A 13,901-nucleotide genomic window follows, 5' to 3' on the forward strand; every position below is an offset into this window, starting at 1 on the left:
GAATTCGCAAACGCAAAGAGGGATCGGCAAACCGATCCCTCTCTTCATCATGCGATTGCAGGCGTGTTACCGCCGTTCAACCGGGCTGGCCTCAGCCGGCCTTCGGCGTACCGCCCAGCGAACCCAGGAGGCTGGCGACCTCGGCCGCCTCGTCCACCGCGACCATGCCGACGGTGTGATAGCCGCTGTCGACATGCATCACCTCGCCGGTGACGCCGCTGCCGAGATCGGACATCAGGAACAGGCCGGCACCGCCGACCTCCTGGATGGTGACGTTGCGCTTCAGCGGGGCGTTCAGCTCGTTCCACTTCAGGATGTAGCGGAAGTCGCCGATGCCGCTGGCGGCCAGCGTCTTGATCGGGCCGGCGGAGATGGCGTTGACACGGATGTTGCGGCCACCCAGATCGACGGCCAGGTAGCGCACGCTGGCCTCCAGCGCCGCCTTGGCGACACCCATCACATTGTAATGGGGCATGACGCGTTCGGCGCCGTAATAGGATAGAGTGAGCAGGCTGCCGCCGTCCTTCATCAGCGGCACGGCGCGTTGCGCCACCGCGGTGAAGGAGTAGCAGGAGATGTCCATGGTGCGCAGGAAGTTGGCCCGCGTCGTGTCCAGATACAGCCCGTCCAGTTCATTCTTATCGGAAAAGGCGATGGCATGAACCACGAAGTCCAGCCCGCCCCATTCCTGTTCGATGGCGGCGAAGGTCGCATCGATGCTGCCCTCGTCCGTCACGTCGCAGGGCAGGACCAGCTTGGCGCCGACCTGTTCGGCCAGGGGCTTCACCCGCTTCAGCAGCGCATCACCCTGATAGGTGAAGGCAAGCTCCGCCCCGTGCTGGGCCAGGGTGGAGGCGATCCCCCAGGCGATCGAACGATCGTTGGCCACGCCCATGATCAGGCCACGCTTGCCGGCCATGAGCGGCATCGGATTGGACATCGGAACCTCGTGAACGACGGATGTGCTGCGGCTCCAGCCGCGAAAAGTGCCGCGCATCCTACACGAAAGCGCTCACCGGTCAAACCGACGCGGGCGGTCTTGCCGCAGGGGGCGCCGCATGCCTCTCTCTGAGGACAATTCCCGCCCGGAAGAGGAGGAGCGCAGCGGCATCTTCGGCGGCCTGAAGGAGCTGGGCGGCTTCTTCGGCCATTCGATGCTGCGCTTCTACAACGACAACTGCTTCCAGACCGCGGCGTCGCTGACCTACACCTCGCTGTTGGCGATCGTGCCGATCATGACCATCGGCTTCGCCATCTTCTCGGCCTTTCCGGCCTTCAGCGCGCTGCAGATGCGGATCCAGACCGCCGTCATCAAGAATCTGGTGCCGGAGATCGGCGACGCGATCCTGGAATATCTCGGCCGCTTCATGGCGAATGCCGGCCAGATGCCGATCTTCGGCGTGATCGGTCTGGCGATGTCGGCGGTGCTGCTGATCTGGACCATCGAAGGGTCCTTCGCCACCGTCTGGCGGGTGCGGGAGCCGCGGTCCTACGTCACCCGCATCCTGTCCTTCTGGGCGGTGGTGTCGCTGACGCCGCTGTTCGCCGGTGCCAGCCTGTCGCTGTCCAGCACGCTGTGGACCGCGCTGGAGCTGGCGCATCTGGAGGGGATGGTCCATCCCCTGGCCGGCATCGGCATGCTGCTGCCTTTCCTGCTGCAGCTGGTCGGCTGCACGCTGCTGTACCTCATCATCCCCAACCGCGATGTCTTCTGGCTGGACGCCCTGTGCGGCGGGGCCATCGGCTCGGTCCTGCTGGAGGGATCGAAGGCGATCTTCGGCTGGTACATGCGCGAATACCCGGCCTACCAGACCATCTACGGCGCCCTTTCGGTCGTGCCGATCTTCCTGTTCTGGCTGTACATCGCGTGGTCGACGGTGCTGTTCGGCGCGGTGGTCGCCGCATCCCTGCCAGAATGGCGGGCGGGCAAGGTCACCCGCGGCGGCATGGAGGGACTGTTGCCGGCCCAGCGGCTGGCGCTGGCGCTCGCCGTCCTGCACGAGCTGATGGAGGCGAGCCGGCTGGGCGTGGGCCTGCGCCGCCGCACGCTGGTCGGCCGCGTCCCGGTGGGCACGCTGCTGATCGACGGCATCCTGGAACAGCTGCGCGACGCCCATTGGGTCGCCCACACCACGCGCGACGCCTGGGTGGTGACCCGCGACATGGGCGAGGCGACGCTGCTGGAGCTGATGAAGGCGCTGGGCATCGGCATGCGCGGCTCCGTCCACGGGCTGGGCGGGCTGAACCTGCCCTGGCAGGAGCGCACCGCCCGGCTTCTGGACGCGGCGGAAGCCAGCCAGAGCGACCTGCTGAGCGTGCCGCTGAAGACGCTGCTGAACGACGACCCGCCGCCCGAAGGGCAGCCGGCCGGACAGGGGGACCTGCAGGCGGCGGCGGGGCCGGTGCCGTTGCGGGCGGTTAAGAAATAGCCGTTCAGGCGACAGCGGGCGAACCGGCAGTCGGCTGCGGTGGCGGGCCGAAGCGGTTTTCCGCGGCATCGCCCTTGGTCACCGTCCAGACGAGGAGGACGATCCATCCGATCACCGGAACAATCGCCAACAGCAGCCACCAGCCGGACCGCCCGACGTCATGCAGGCGGCGGGCCGATACAGCCAAGCCCGGCAGCAGCAGTGCCAGATTGACGATGGAGCTCAGGGGGCTGGCATCCTCGAATGGAAAGAGAGCGACATCGATGATGCCGGTGACAATGCCGATCAGCACGGTGAACAGAACCCAGTACCAGTATTCGGATCGCAGTGCGCGGCCGGAGAACCCGACATATTGGGAAAACACCGACCTGATGGCTTCGAAGAAATTCATTGTCCGCTACCCCGGCGAATGGCCTGCCGCGATTGGTCAGCCTGATGAGATCACGATGTGCAGGCAATCGGTACGGTGCAACACTCTCATTCGATGCAGAACAGTCCTGACCGCGGCGTCGTGACGCGCTGCAGGATTGGGCGCAAACGAAAAGCGGCCCGCCCTGATGGGCAGGCCGCCTGTCCAGATCGCCGCATGCAAGTCGACCGGGCGCCTTCGCTTACTCCAGCCCCGCCTTCTTGCGGACGTCGTAGCTGCGGGTCTTGGCCCATTGCTCGACGAACTTGACCAGTTCGGCGTCGGGCGGGTCGGGCAGGACGACCTTCAGTTTCACATACTGGTCGCCCGGCTGCTTGGTGGCCTGGTTCACCACGCCCTTGCCGCGCAGCCGCAGGACGGAGCCGGTGTTGGCACCGGGCGGCACCTTCACCGCCACCTTGCCGCTGATGGTCGGGACATTGACGGTGGCGCCCAGCACCGCCTCGTTCAGGGTGATCGGCACCTCGACATGGATGTCGCTGTCCTGCCGGGTGAAGTAGGGGTGGGATTCGACATGCACCTCGACGATGGCGTCGCCGTTGGGCATGCCGCCCATGCCGGGCAGGCCCTGGCCCTTCAGGCGCAGCTTCGACTCGTTCTCCGTTCCCGGCGGGATGGCGACGTCGATGCTCTTGCCGTTGGACAGGTTGATGCGCCGCTTCGACCCGTTCGCCGCCTCCACGAAGGGGACGGTGACGGAATAGGAGATGTCGCTGCCGCGAACCTTCGGCCCGGCCGAGCCGCCGGTGGGGCCACCAGCGGAGCCGCCGCCCATGCCCGCCCCGGCCCCCGCCCCGCCGGGACGGCGCCGGCCGCCGCCGAACAGGTCGGAGAACCAGTCGTCACCGCCGCCGAAGAAACTGTCGTCGGCGGTGCCGCTGTAGGCCTTGCCCCGGCTGGTCCGGCCGCGGGGGCCATAGCCCGCGTGCCGTTCCTGCCCGGAGGGATCGATCTCGCCCCGGTCGTAGCGGGCGCGCTTCTCGGCATCCGACAGCAGCGTGTAGGCGGCCGAGATTTCCTTGAACCGCTCCTCGTTGGCGGCGTCGCCCGGTTTCAGGTCCGGGTGATGCTGCTTGGCGAGCTTGCGGTACGCCTTCTTGATGTCGTCGGCACTGGCGGACCGGCTGACGCCGAGAACGCTGTAGGGATCGCGCGTAGCCACGGGCAGAGAATTCCCGCCCCAACGGGGCTCAAGGGTTGCAGGTCGGTTGTGTTACGAATTGCCGACGATCTTCCACGTACCGTCGGCCTGTTTGCAAGCGGTTCCGTATGCCTGCTCCGTCCGGCCCTTGACCACGATGGTCTGCTGGAACTCGCGGCAGTAGGTGCCGGTGTTGCTGTAGCCGTCGCGGGTGGTGACGATGGTGCCGGAATTGCCCGACTGCGGGTTGTTCCAGGTGATGCGGTCGCCGACGGGGGCGGCATAGGCCTGACGGGCCGCGGTCTCGGCATAGCCGGCATCGGCCTTGTCGAGAGAGCTGCCGACCTCGCGGCCGATGAAGGCGCCCAGCAGGGTGCCCACGCCGGTCGCCACCAGCTTGCCCGTTCCGCCGCCGATCTGCGATCCGATCAGGCCGCCGGCGACCGCGCCGCCGACCGTGCCGACCGTTTCCTTCTGGCCACCCAGCTGGCAGCCTGCCAGCAGGCTCGCGACGATCACGGCCGGAACGACTTTCTTCACGAACATCCTTGCGCCTCGAAAAGGTTGGTTGCCGCGGCACCTTGTCGGTAGCTTCGCGGTGGACAGTGATATAAGCGACCCTATCCTTGCTGTGAATTGTGATGAGGCTGTGACCCTTTCGCTTTTGCACAAAGGATAGCCCCCGCACCCGGCCTGTGGGCGATGCGGGACCCATCGAAACAGGATCCGATCGTAACAGGACCATGGGCATGACCGACAGCAGCGAGCGCGACCCTTACGAACTCTTCTCCGAATGGATGAAGGAAGCCGAGCAGAGCGAGCCCAACGACCCCAACGCCATGGCGCTGGCGACCGCCGATGCCGACGGCATTCCGTCCGTGCGCATGGTCCTGCTGAAAGGCATCGATCCGCGCGGTTTTGTCTTCTACACCAACACCGAGAGCCGGAAGGGCGAGCAAATGCTCGCGAATCGGAACGCCGCCCTGTGCTTCCATTGGAAGACCCTGCGCCGGCAGGTGCGGGTGGAAGGGCCGGTGGAGGTCGTGACCGACGCCGAGGCCGACGCCTATTTCGAAAGCCGCCCGCGCGAAAGCCGCATCGGCGCCTGGGCCTCTCAGCAGTCGCGCCCGCTGGAAGGCCGGTGGGAGCTGGAGAAGCGGGTGGCGCAGTTCACCGCGAAATACGCCATCGGCACCGTGCCGCGGCCGCCGCATTGGACCGGCTTCCGCGTCCTGCCGTCGCGCATCGAGTTCTGGCGCGACCGGCCCTTCCGCCTGCACGACCGGCTGGTCTACCGCCGCGCCGCGGAGGCAACGGATGCGGCTTCGCCGGGCTGGACGACCGAGCGGCTCTATCCCTGAAGGGTGGCCCAGAACACCAGCACTGAACAGAAGGCAGCTCGTGAGCGACAATCTGGACAGCGGCGCCCGGACGGATAGCCTGCGCCGTCGCGCCACCTATGCCAGCGTGGCGGTGGCCTCCACCCTGATCGTGGCGAAACTCGGGGCCTATCTGCTGACCGAATCGGTCAGCATCCTGTCGTCGCTGATCGACTCGACCACCGACATGATGGCGTCGCTGGTGACGCTGCTTGCCGTGCGTGAGGCCCTGCGGCCGGCGGATGCCAACCACCGCTACGGCCATGGCAAGGCGGAGGCGCTGGCGGCGCTGGCCCAGGCGGCCTTCATCGCCGGGTCCGCCGTGCTGCTGAGCGTGGAGGCGGTGCGGCGAATCGTCCGGCCGGAACCGATCGCCGAGGGGACGATCGGCATCGCGGTGATGCTGCTGTCGATTGTGCTGACGGCCGGCCTCATCACCTTCCAGCGCCGGGTGCAGGTGGCCACCGGGTCGGTCGCCATCGGGGCCGACCGGCTGCATTATGCCGGCGACCTGCTGATGAACAGCGCCGTCATCGCCGCCATCCTGCTGACCGAGGCGACCGGGCTCGCCATCGTCGATCCGCTGTTCGGCATCGGCATCGCGCTGTTCCTGCTGAACGGTGCCCGCGGCGTGGCCCGCGACGCGCTGGACGTCCTGATGGACCGCGAGCTGGGGCAGGAGGAACGCGACCGCATCGCGGCGCTGGCGCGGGCCGAGCCCGGCGTGCGCGGCCTTCACGACCTCCGCACCCGCAATGCCGGCACCGGCTGCTTCATCGAACTGCATCTGGAACTGGACGGCACGCTCACTCTGACCGAGGCCCATGAGATCGCCGACCGGGTGGAGCGGCGGCTGCGGGATGCCTTCGTCAATGCCGAGGTGCTGGTCCATCAGGAGCCCGCCGGGCTGGCCGACGACCGGCTGGACAACCGCATCGCCGGCTGAGGGCGGGCGTCCGCCGGCCCTTGCGGCCTGCCGCCACTGCTGCTTGCGCATTGTCGCTCGTGATACGGTGCCGTATTGCGGGGAATCCCGTATTTCGCGATGATCCTCGGCTCGTGCACAATCGTCGGACGCAACTTCTCCTAAAGGTATCCTACCAAAGGACAGGGGGTGCCGGGCCCATCCCGGACCGCCGGTTCGTTGCGAACATGTCTCAAAAGCGCAATAATAGTGCTTGGGAGAAAGCGCTCGGTTACAAAACAGCAAGAATGGTGGGCATAATGGATGGAAGCTTTACGCTTCGGCCGCATCTGATCGCGGATATCGCGACGGAAGCCGGCAATCTCGGCATCGAGATCGCGGACATCGCTGGCCACATCGAGGATGTGAACGCCCGCGTTACCCACCAGTCGGAGGTCTTCACGCAGTTGCGGGACACCGGCGCCAAGATGTCGCGCAGCACGCAGCGCATCTCGGAGGCCTCGGCGGTCGCGCGGTCGGTGACGGAACAGGCCCGGCAGGAAGTCGACGGTTCGCACGACCGGGTGCAGCGATCGCTGGCCGACATCCATGCGCTGGTGTCGTCGGTGACGGGCATCGAAGGGCAGATCGCCGGGCTGCGCGATGCGTTGGACCGCGTCGGCAAGGTCGCCAAGGAGATCTTCACCATCGCCAAGCAGACCAACCTGCTGGCGCTGAACGCCACCATCGAGGCGGCGCGGGCCGGCGATGCCGGGCGCGGCTTCGCCGTGGTCGCCAACGAGGTGAAATCGCTGTCCACCAAGACCAGCGAGGCGACGACGGAGATCGACGCGACGCTGAAGGTGCTGAATGAACAGGCCCAGCGCCTGATGGCCGAAAGCTCGGCCAGTGCGGCCAAGGCCCGTGCGGTCAGCGAAGGCACGGCCGCCATCGGCACGGTGATCGAGACGGTCGGCCGCGCCATGCGCGAGCTGAACGGCGAGACAGACAAGATCGACGCCGCCTCGGCCGAGATCGGCGCCAACTGCGGCGAGCTGGAGCACGAGATCGCCGATCTGGCCGCCGGCGTGAAGCTGTCCAGCGACAACCTCGCCCAGGCCCGCGACCGGGTGAACAGCCTCGTCGGCATGAGCGAGCGGCTGATCGGCATCACCGCGGAGCTGAACATCGAGACGGTCGACACGCCCTTCATCGCCACGGTGAAGGACGCCGCCGCCAAGGTGTCCGCTGCCTTCGAAGAGGCGCTGGCCCGCGGCGACATCAGCGAGGCCGACCTGTTCGACCGCAGTTACCAGCCGGTCGCCGGATCGGACCCCCAGCAGGTGATGACCCGCTTCACCCAGCTGTGCGACCGCCTGCTGCCGGGAATCCAGGAGCCGGTGCTGTCCGCCAACGGACGGATCGTCTTCTGCGTGGCGGTGGACGACAACGGCTATCTGCCCACCCACAACCGGCAATTCAGCCAGCCGCAGGGCAAAGACCCGGTGTGGAACGCCGCCAACTGCCGCAACCGGCGCATCTTCAACGACCGCGTCGGTCTGGCCGCCGGGCGCAACACCAAGCCATTCCTGCTGCAGACCTACCGCCGCGACATGGGCGGTGGGAAATACGCCCTGATGAAGGACGTCTCGGCGCCCGTCACGGTGCGCGGCCGGCATTGGGGCGGGCTGCGGCTGGCCTACAAGGTGTGAGGAACCGCCGGTCCACTTCCCCCGCATCTCCGTTTCCCGAACGTGCACCACCGTGTACATGGCGGTGAATCGCGCTAAACTCGCCGGCCAAAGGGGTTGAGACGGCGCAAACTTGCGCTCTGGAGGCGGGGGAATGGGCTTCACGGTTACCTTCTGGGGCGTGCGCGGCACGATTCCCTGCCCGATGGCCTCGCATCTGGGCTTCGGCGGCAACACCTCCTGCGTCGAGGTGCGGGCCGGCAAGCAGTGCATCATCATCGACGCGGGAACCGGGCTGCGCGCGCTGGGGCGCAAGCTGTTGGCGGAGGGGGTGACCAGCGCTACGCTGCTGCTGAGCCACACCCACCTGGACCATATCAGCGGCTTTCCCTTCTTCGCGCCGGCCTACACCAAGGGCTTCGGCCTGCGGGTGATCTCCGGCCATCTCACCGGCAGCCCGGATATCGAATCGGTGATGGCCCGCCAGATGGAGCGCCCGCTGTTCCCGGTGCCGCTGCGCACAATGGGCGGCGACCTCAGCTTCCTGGAGGTTCCGCCCGGCCACAGCTTCAAGCTGGAGGGCGGGGTGCGCATCCACACTGCGGCGCTGAACCATCCCGACGGCGCCACCGGCTACCGCATCGAGTATCAGGGCCGCTCGCTCGCCTATGTCACCGATACCGAGCATGTGCCGGACCATCCCGACCGCAACATCCTGAACCTGGTGGATGGGGTCGACCTGCTGCTCTACGATTCGACCTACACCGACGAGGAGTGGGCGCAGCGCATCGGCTGGGGCCATTCCACCTGGATGGAGGCGGTGCGGATCGCCCGCGCCGCCCATGTGAAGACGCTGGGCCTGTTCCACCACGACCCCGACCACGACGACGCCACCATGGAACGGATCGAAGCCGCGGCGAAGGCGGAGTTCCCCAACTGCTTCGCCGCGCGCGAGGGCACGACGATCTCCCTGGATTGATCTCCCCGGACTGAATGCCCCCTTGGAATGACAGCGACAATCCTGATCCTGTTCGGCGCCACCTATCTGGGTATGGCGCTGGGCCGCTTTCCCGGTCTCAGCATCGACCGCACCGGCATCGCGCTCGTCGCCGCCATCCTGCTGCTGGCGACCGGGGCGCTCGATACCGGCCAGCTGGTGGCGGCTGTCGATTTCCCGACGATCTTCATCCTGCTGGGGCTGATGATCCTGTCGGCGCAATATGCCGGCAGCGGCTTCTACGACTGGTGCGCGCTGAAGGTGGCGCAGGCGGCGCGGTCGCCGGCGCGGCTGCTGGCGGTGATCGTGCTGGTCGCCGGCGGGCTGTCGGCGGTGCTGGCGAACGACGTGGTCGTCTTCGCCATGACGCCGATGCTGTGCCTGGGCCTGCTGGCGCGCAAGCTCGACCCGCGGCCCTACCTGATCGCGCTGGCGGGCGCCGCCAACGCCGGCTCGGCGGCGACGGTGATCGGCAATCCGCAGAACATCCTGATCGGGCAGGTCGGGCATCTCGATTTCTGGCGCTTCCTGGCGGTGTGCGGCGGTCCGGCGCTGGCTGCCATGCTCATCGTCTATGTCACCGTCTGGCTGGTCTGGCGCGGCCGCTTCGGCGAGCCCGAGGGGGTGGGAGCGGGCAGGGAGGTGGCGCCGGTGCCGCTCGACCGCTGGCAGCTGGGCAAGGCGGTGGCGGCGACGCTGGCGCTGCTGGTGCTGTTCACCCGCGACATCCCGCAGGAGCATTCGGTTCTGCTGGTGGCCGGCGTGATGATGGTCAGCCGGCGCATGGCCAGCCGCGACATGCTGGGCATGGTGGACTGGCACCTGTTGGTCCTGTTCGCGGCGCTGTTCGCCATCAACCATGCGCTGGGGTTGACCGGCATTCCGGCGGCGCTGGTGGGCGACCTCCAGGCGGCGGGATGGCTGCCCGACCGGCTGGCGGTGATGGTCCCGCTGGCGCTCGCCGGCAGCAACAGCATCGGCAACGTGCCGGCGGTGATCCTGCTGCTGGCCGCCTGGCCGAACCCGCCGGAAGGGGCGCTGTACGGGCTGGCGCTGCTGTCGACGCTGGCCGGCAACCTGCTGCTGCCGGGAAGCCTCGCCAACATCATCGTGGCGGAACGGGCTGCGGCATCCGGTGTGCGGCTGGGCTTCGTCGAGCATGCCCGCTGCGGCGTGCCGATGGCGCTGCTGTCGATGGCGGTGGCGGCGGTCTGGCTGTGGGCCGGCGGCTGGATGGCCCCATGAAGCACAGGCAGTGAAGGACAGGCTGTATTCCGTAATCGTATTGCAATTTTGTAAAGTGCAAGACTCTTTTTCGAACTGCGACAAATGGAGTACTCTCTTCGCGCACCGGGGGAGGGCGCGCTGTGAGTTTGGTCGTCCAGTTCATGGAGTTCATCGAAAGCGCGCCGAACCAGTCGCTTCGCGCGTTGAGCGACCGCGTGCTGCGCAAGTGCCGGGAGGTGACGGGGGCGGAGGCCGGAACGGTCTTCATGCTGCGCGGCCAGGGGCGGGGGCGGCAACTGGAGGCGGTCAGCGCCCAGAACGACGTGATCCGCGCCAAGCCTGCCCTGTTCACGGTGCCGGTGAACCAGACCTCCATCGTCGGCTATGTCGCCGCCACCGGCGAGACCCTGCTGCTGGATGACGCCTACGAGATTCCGGAGGAGCGGCCCTACCGCTTCAATCCCGCCTTCGACCAGCGCACCGGCTTCCGCACCCGCTCGATCATGGCCTTCGCGCTGAAAGGGGCCCGCGGCCGACCGATCGGGGTGGTGCAGCTGATCAATCGCCGGCCCGTGCCGGGGGAGGCGGGGCCGCCGGTCTTCCAGCCCAACCACGAGCAGATGATCGCCCCGGTCAACCACATCGTCGGCCGCGCCCTGGAGCGGGCCGCGACGCTGGAACGGCTGACCGAACGCAACCGCGCCCTGACCAGGGAGCGCCGCCGCGTCGCCGAACTCCAGGCGGAGACGGAGCGCGCCTTCATGGTTTCGGTCAACCTGCTGGCGCGCGCCGCCGAGGTTCATGACGAGGAGACCGGCAACCATATCCTGCGCGTCAACGAATACTCCTATGCGCTGGCCGGCTGGGCCGGCTGCAGCCGTGCCTTCTGCAAGGAAATCCGATTCTCCGCCGCCCTGCACGATGTCGGCAAGATGAGCGTCGATCAGGCGGTTCTGCACAAGAAGGGCCGGCTGGACGAACGCGAACTGGCGGAGATGCAGAGGCATCCCATCTACGGCCACGACATCCTGATCGCGTCCGACCGGCTGAAGATGGCCGCGGACATTGCGCTGTGCCATCACGAGCAATGGGCCGGCACCGGTTATCCCCAGGGGCTGAAGGGCGAGGAAATCCCGCTTGCCGCCCGCATCGTCGCCATCGCCGACTGCTACGACGCCCTGCGCAGCGCCCGTCCCTACAAGCCGTCCTTCAGCCATGAGAAGGCGGTGGACATCCTGCTGAACGGCGATGACCGGTTGGATCCCAAGGTGCATTTCGATCCCCGCCTGCTTTCGCTGTTCGCCTCCCGTCATGCGGAGTTCGATGCGATCTGGGTGGCGCTGAAGGACCAGGAGAAGGTCGAGGCGTGAAGGACAGCCGGCGGGAGACAGCCCGTCATGATGGGCGCTTCCCCGGACTCTCCCCAGACACTCTCCCCCAAACACTCTCCTTGATCCGTATCAACGCGAACGGTCAGTGTTGCGGGTGAAATGGCAGGGCAGAGGGAGCGACCATGAAGTATGTCGAAGAGTTCCGTGATCCGGTTCTTGCCCGCAACGTCGCCGCCGCCATCGCGCGCGAGGTGCGGGCCGACCGCTCCTATCACCTGATGGAGTTCTGCGGCGGGCATACCCATGCCATCTCCCGCTACGGCATTCCCGATCTTCTGCCCGGCAATGTCCGCATGATCCATGGGCCGGGCTGCCCGGTCTGCGTGCTGCCGGTGGGGCGGATCGACGATGCCATCGCGCTCGCCCGCCGGCCGGAGGTGACGCTGTGCACCTATGGCGACGTCATGCGCGTTCCCGGATCGGGGCGGCTCAGCCTGCTGAAGGCCAAGGCGCAGGGCGCCGATGTCCGCATGGTGGTGTCGGCCGACGCCGCGGTGCGCATCGCCGCGGAGAACCCGGACCGGCAGGTCGTGTTCCTCGCCATCGGCTTCGAGACGACGACCCCGCCCACCGCGCTGGCGGTGCGCGCCGCGGCGGCGCAGGGGCTGACCAACTTCTCCGTCTTCTGCAACCATGTGCTCACCCCTTCGGCCATCCAGGGCATCCTGTCGGGCACCGAGGAGGGGCTGTCGCTGGACGGCTTCGTCGGGCCGGCCCATGTCTCGGTGGTCATCGGCTCGGAAGCCTATGCGCCGGCCGCGGCGGAGCATGGCAAGCCGGTGGTGATCTCCGGGTTCGAGCCGCTGGACGTGCTGCAGTCGATCCTGATGCTGGTCCGCCAGATCAACGACGGGCGGGCGGAGGTGGAGAACCAGTTCACCCGCGCCGTCACCGCCGACGGAAACCGCAAGGCCCAGGCGATGGTGGCCGAGATCTTCGAGACGCGCCCCTCCTTCGAATGGCGCGGCCTGGGCAGCATCCCGCACAGCGGATTGAAGCTGCGCGAGGCCTATGCCGCCTTCGATGCCGAACGGCGTTTCCCCATCGCCGGAGCCAGCGTTCCCGACCACAAGGGCTGCGATTGCGGCGCAATCCTGCGCGGCGTGAAGCGGCCGGTCGACTGCAAGCTGTTCGACACCGTCTGCACGCCGGAGAACCCGATGGGCTCCTGCATGGTCTCGGCCGAGGGGGCCTGCGCCGCGCACTATACCTATGGGCGGTTCCGAGACGCCTGACCGGACCGCATCCGGCCGGCCGGGCGGCTGCGACCTTTCACCGCAGACGGTTCAACGCAGGCTGGACGAATGCCACACGGATAAACATGATGCAGATGAAACAATCCGTTCGGCCTCTTATCGGTCCGGCGGAGAACGGCAGACGTCGAAAGACATCGCATTTCATTCCGGGAGGGCCCGCATGACCTACAAGCACATTCTCGTTCACCTCGACAGCAGCCCGCATGTCGAGGCACGGCTCGATGCCGCCATCGCGCTGGCGCAGCGCCACGGTGCTTTCCTGCGCGGGCTGTTCGCCCAGGGCGACCGCAACGCCACCAGCGTGATCGCCCGCCGGTCGAGCGACCATCTGGTCGAGGCCTCGGCGCGCAGCGAGGCGCTGTTCAGGGAGAAGCTGGCGGCGGCCGGTCTGCAGGGCCAATGGCACGGACTGACCCATGGCGAATACAACCACGTCATCCGCGAGGTCATCATCTGGTCGCGCTTCGCCGACCTGACCGTGCTGGGCCAGTATGACCGCGAGGCCGGATCGCAGGCTGCGCCGGAGGAGTTGAACGAGCAGGTGGTGCTGAATTCCGGCCGCCCGGCTCTGGTCATTCCCTATGCCGGCCGCTTCCCGGTGATCGGCAAGCGCGTCTCCGTCGCCTGGAATGCGGAGCGCGAGGCCGCCCGCGCCCTGTCCGACGCCATGCCGATGCTGGAGAAGGCCGACGAGGTCACGGTGATTACCGTTCTGACCCAGGCTTCCGGCTCCGCACCCGAGGCGCCGAGGATCGGACTTCTCGACCATCTCGCCTTCCATGGCGTGACGGCGGAGCAGACCCATTTCACCGTCAACGACATCGGCGCGATGGACGCCCTGCTGGCCCGCGCCATGGACACCGGCGCCGACCTGCTGGTGATGGGCGCGCACGGCCATTACGGTTTCCCGTTCCTGCACCGCGGCAGCGGGACCCGGCACGTCCTGCGCACCTGCCCGGTGCCGTTGCTGCTGTCGCATTGAGCGCGGGAGCGGGGGGCGTCGGCTTCGATGCCCCCCCCCCACACAGGGGTATGGATAGGTCATAGTGTCGCATC

General features: G+C 67.4%; 13 protein-coding genes. 9 read left to right on the top strand and 4 right to left on the bottom strand.

Annotated features, from left to right (window positions below):
• Positions 1–91: 91 nt before the first annotated feature.
• On the bottom strand, positions 92–940 hold the full coding sequence (gene fabI / locus AZOLI_RS03605) for an enoyl-ACP reductase FabI (RefSeq protein WP_014247222.1): 849 nt from the start codon (positions 938–940) through the stop codon (positions 92–94).
• Between the two features lie 118 nt (positions 941–1,058).
• Here fabI and AZOLI_RS30265 point away from each other — a divergent pair, with 118 nt between their 5' ends.
• Positions 1,059–2,429, top strand: a complete 1,371-nt coding sequence (locus AZOLI_RS30265) for a YihY family inner membrane protein (protein ID WP_014247223.1) — start codon at positions 1,059–1,061, stop codon at positions 2,427–2,429.
• A gap of 4 nt (positions 2,430–2,433) precedes the next feature.
• Here AZOLI_RS30265 and AZOLI_RS03615 read toward each other — a convergent pair whose 3' ends face one another.
• The 3 genes from AZOLI_RS03615 to AZOLI_RS03625 form a co-directional block, all read right to left on the bottom strand.
• On the bottom strand, positions 2,434–2,820 hold the full coding sequence (locus AZOLI_RS03615; RefSeq protein ID WP_014247224.1) for a DUF805 domain-containing protein: 387 nt from the start codon (positions 2,818–2,820) through the stop codon (positions 2,434–2,436).
• 220 nt (positions 2,821–3,040) lie between these two features.
• Positions 3,041–4,021: a DnaJ C-terminal domain-containing protein gene (locus tag AZOLI_RS03620; RefSeq protein WP_014247225.1), complete on the bottom strand. Its 981-nt coding sequence runs from the start codon at positions 4,019–4,021 to the stop codon at positions 3,041–3,043.
• Between the two features lie 51 nt (positions 4,022–4,072).
• Positions 4,073–4,546, bottom strand: coding sequence for an RT0821/Lpp0805 family surface protein (locus AZOLI_RS03625; RefSeq protein ID WP_014247226.1), 474 nt, complete (start codon positions 4,544–4,546; stop codon positions 4,073–4,075).
• 203 nt (positions 4,547–4,749) lie between these two features.
• Here AZOLI_RS03625 and pdxH point away from each other — a divergent pair, with 203 nt between their 5' ends.
• The 8 genes from pdxH to AZOLI_RS03665 all read left to right on the top strand — a co-directional run bounded on the left by pdxH (position 4,750) and on the right by AZOLI_RS03665 (position 13,827).
• Complete coding sequence (pdxH, locus tag AZOLI_RS03630) at positions 4,750–5,361, top strand: pyridoxamine 5'-phosphate oxidase (RefSeq protein ID WP_014247227.1); 612 nt, start codon at positions 4,750–4,752, stop codon at positions 5,359–5,361.
• 40 nt (positions 5,362–5,401) lie between these two features.
• A complete protein-coding gene (locus tag AZOLI_RS03635) occupies positions 5,402–6,325 on the top strand; it encodes a cation diffusion facilitator family transporter (protein ID WP_014247228.1) in 924 nt (307 codons plus the stop codon).
• A gap of 278 nt (positions 6,326–6,603) precedes the next feature.
• Positions 6,604–7,995 (top strand): methyl-accepting chemotaxis protein, encoded by a 1,392-nt coding sequence (locus AZOLI_RS03640; protein WP_014247229.1) that lies wholly within the window; start codon positions 6,604–6,606, stop codon positions 7,993–7,995.
• Positions 7,996–8,128: 133 nt separating this feature from the next.
• Positions 8,129–8,953, top strand: coding sequence for an MBL fold metallo-hydrolase (locus AZOLI_RS03645; RefSeq protein ID WP_014247230.1), 825 nt, complete (start codon positions 8,129–8,131; stop codon positions 8,951–8,953).
• 27 nt (positions 8,954–8,980) lie between these two features.
• Entirely contained in the window at positions 8,981–10,216 is a 1,236-nt protein-coding gene (locus AZOLI_RS03650) for an SLC13 family permease (protein WP_014247231.1), read from the top strand.
• A 122-nt stretch (positions 10,217–10,338) separates the two neighbouring features.
• Entirely contained in the window at positions 10,339–11,568 is a 1,230-nt protein-coding gene (locus AZOLI_RS03655; protein WP_244442515.1) for a GAF and HD-GYP domain-containing protein, read from the top strand.
• Between the two features lie 143 nt (positions 11,569–11,711).
• On the top strand, positions 11,712–12,824 hold the full coding sequence (gene hypD, locus AZOLI_RS03660; protein ID WP_014247233.1) for a hydrogenase formation protein HypD: 1,113 nt from the start codon (positions 11,712–11,714) through the stop codon (positions 12,822–12,824).
• 181 nt (positions 12,825–13,005) lie between these two features.
• Positions 13,006–13,827: a universal stress protein gene (locus tag AZOLI_RS03665; protein ID WP_014247234.1), complete on the top strand. Its 822-nt coding sequence runs from the start codon at positions 13,006–13,008 to the stop codon at positions 13,825–13,827.
• Positions 13,828–13,901 lie beyond the last annotated feature (74 nt).

It is taken from the genome of Azospirillum lipoferum 4B, assembly GCF_000283655.1.
GTDB classification, from domain to species: Bacteria; Pseudomonadota; Alphaproteobacteria; order Azospirillales; family Azospirillaceae; genus Azospirillum; species Azospirillum lipoferum_C.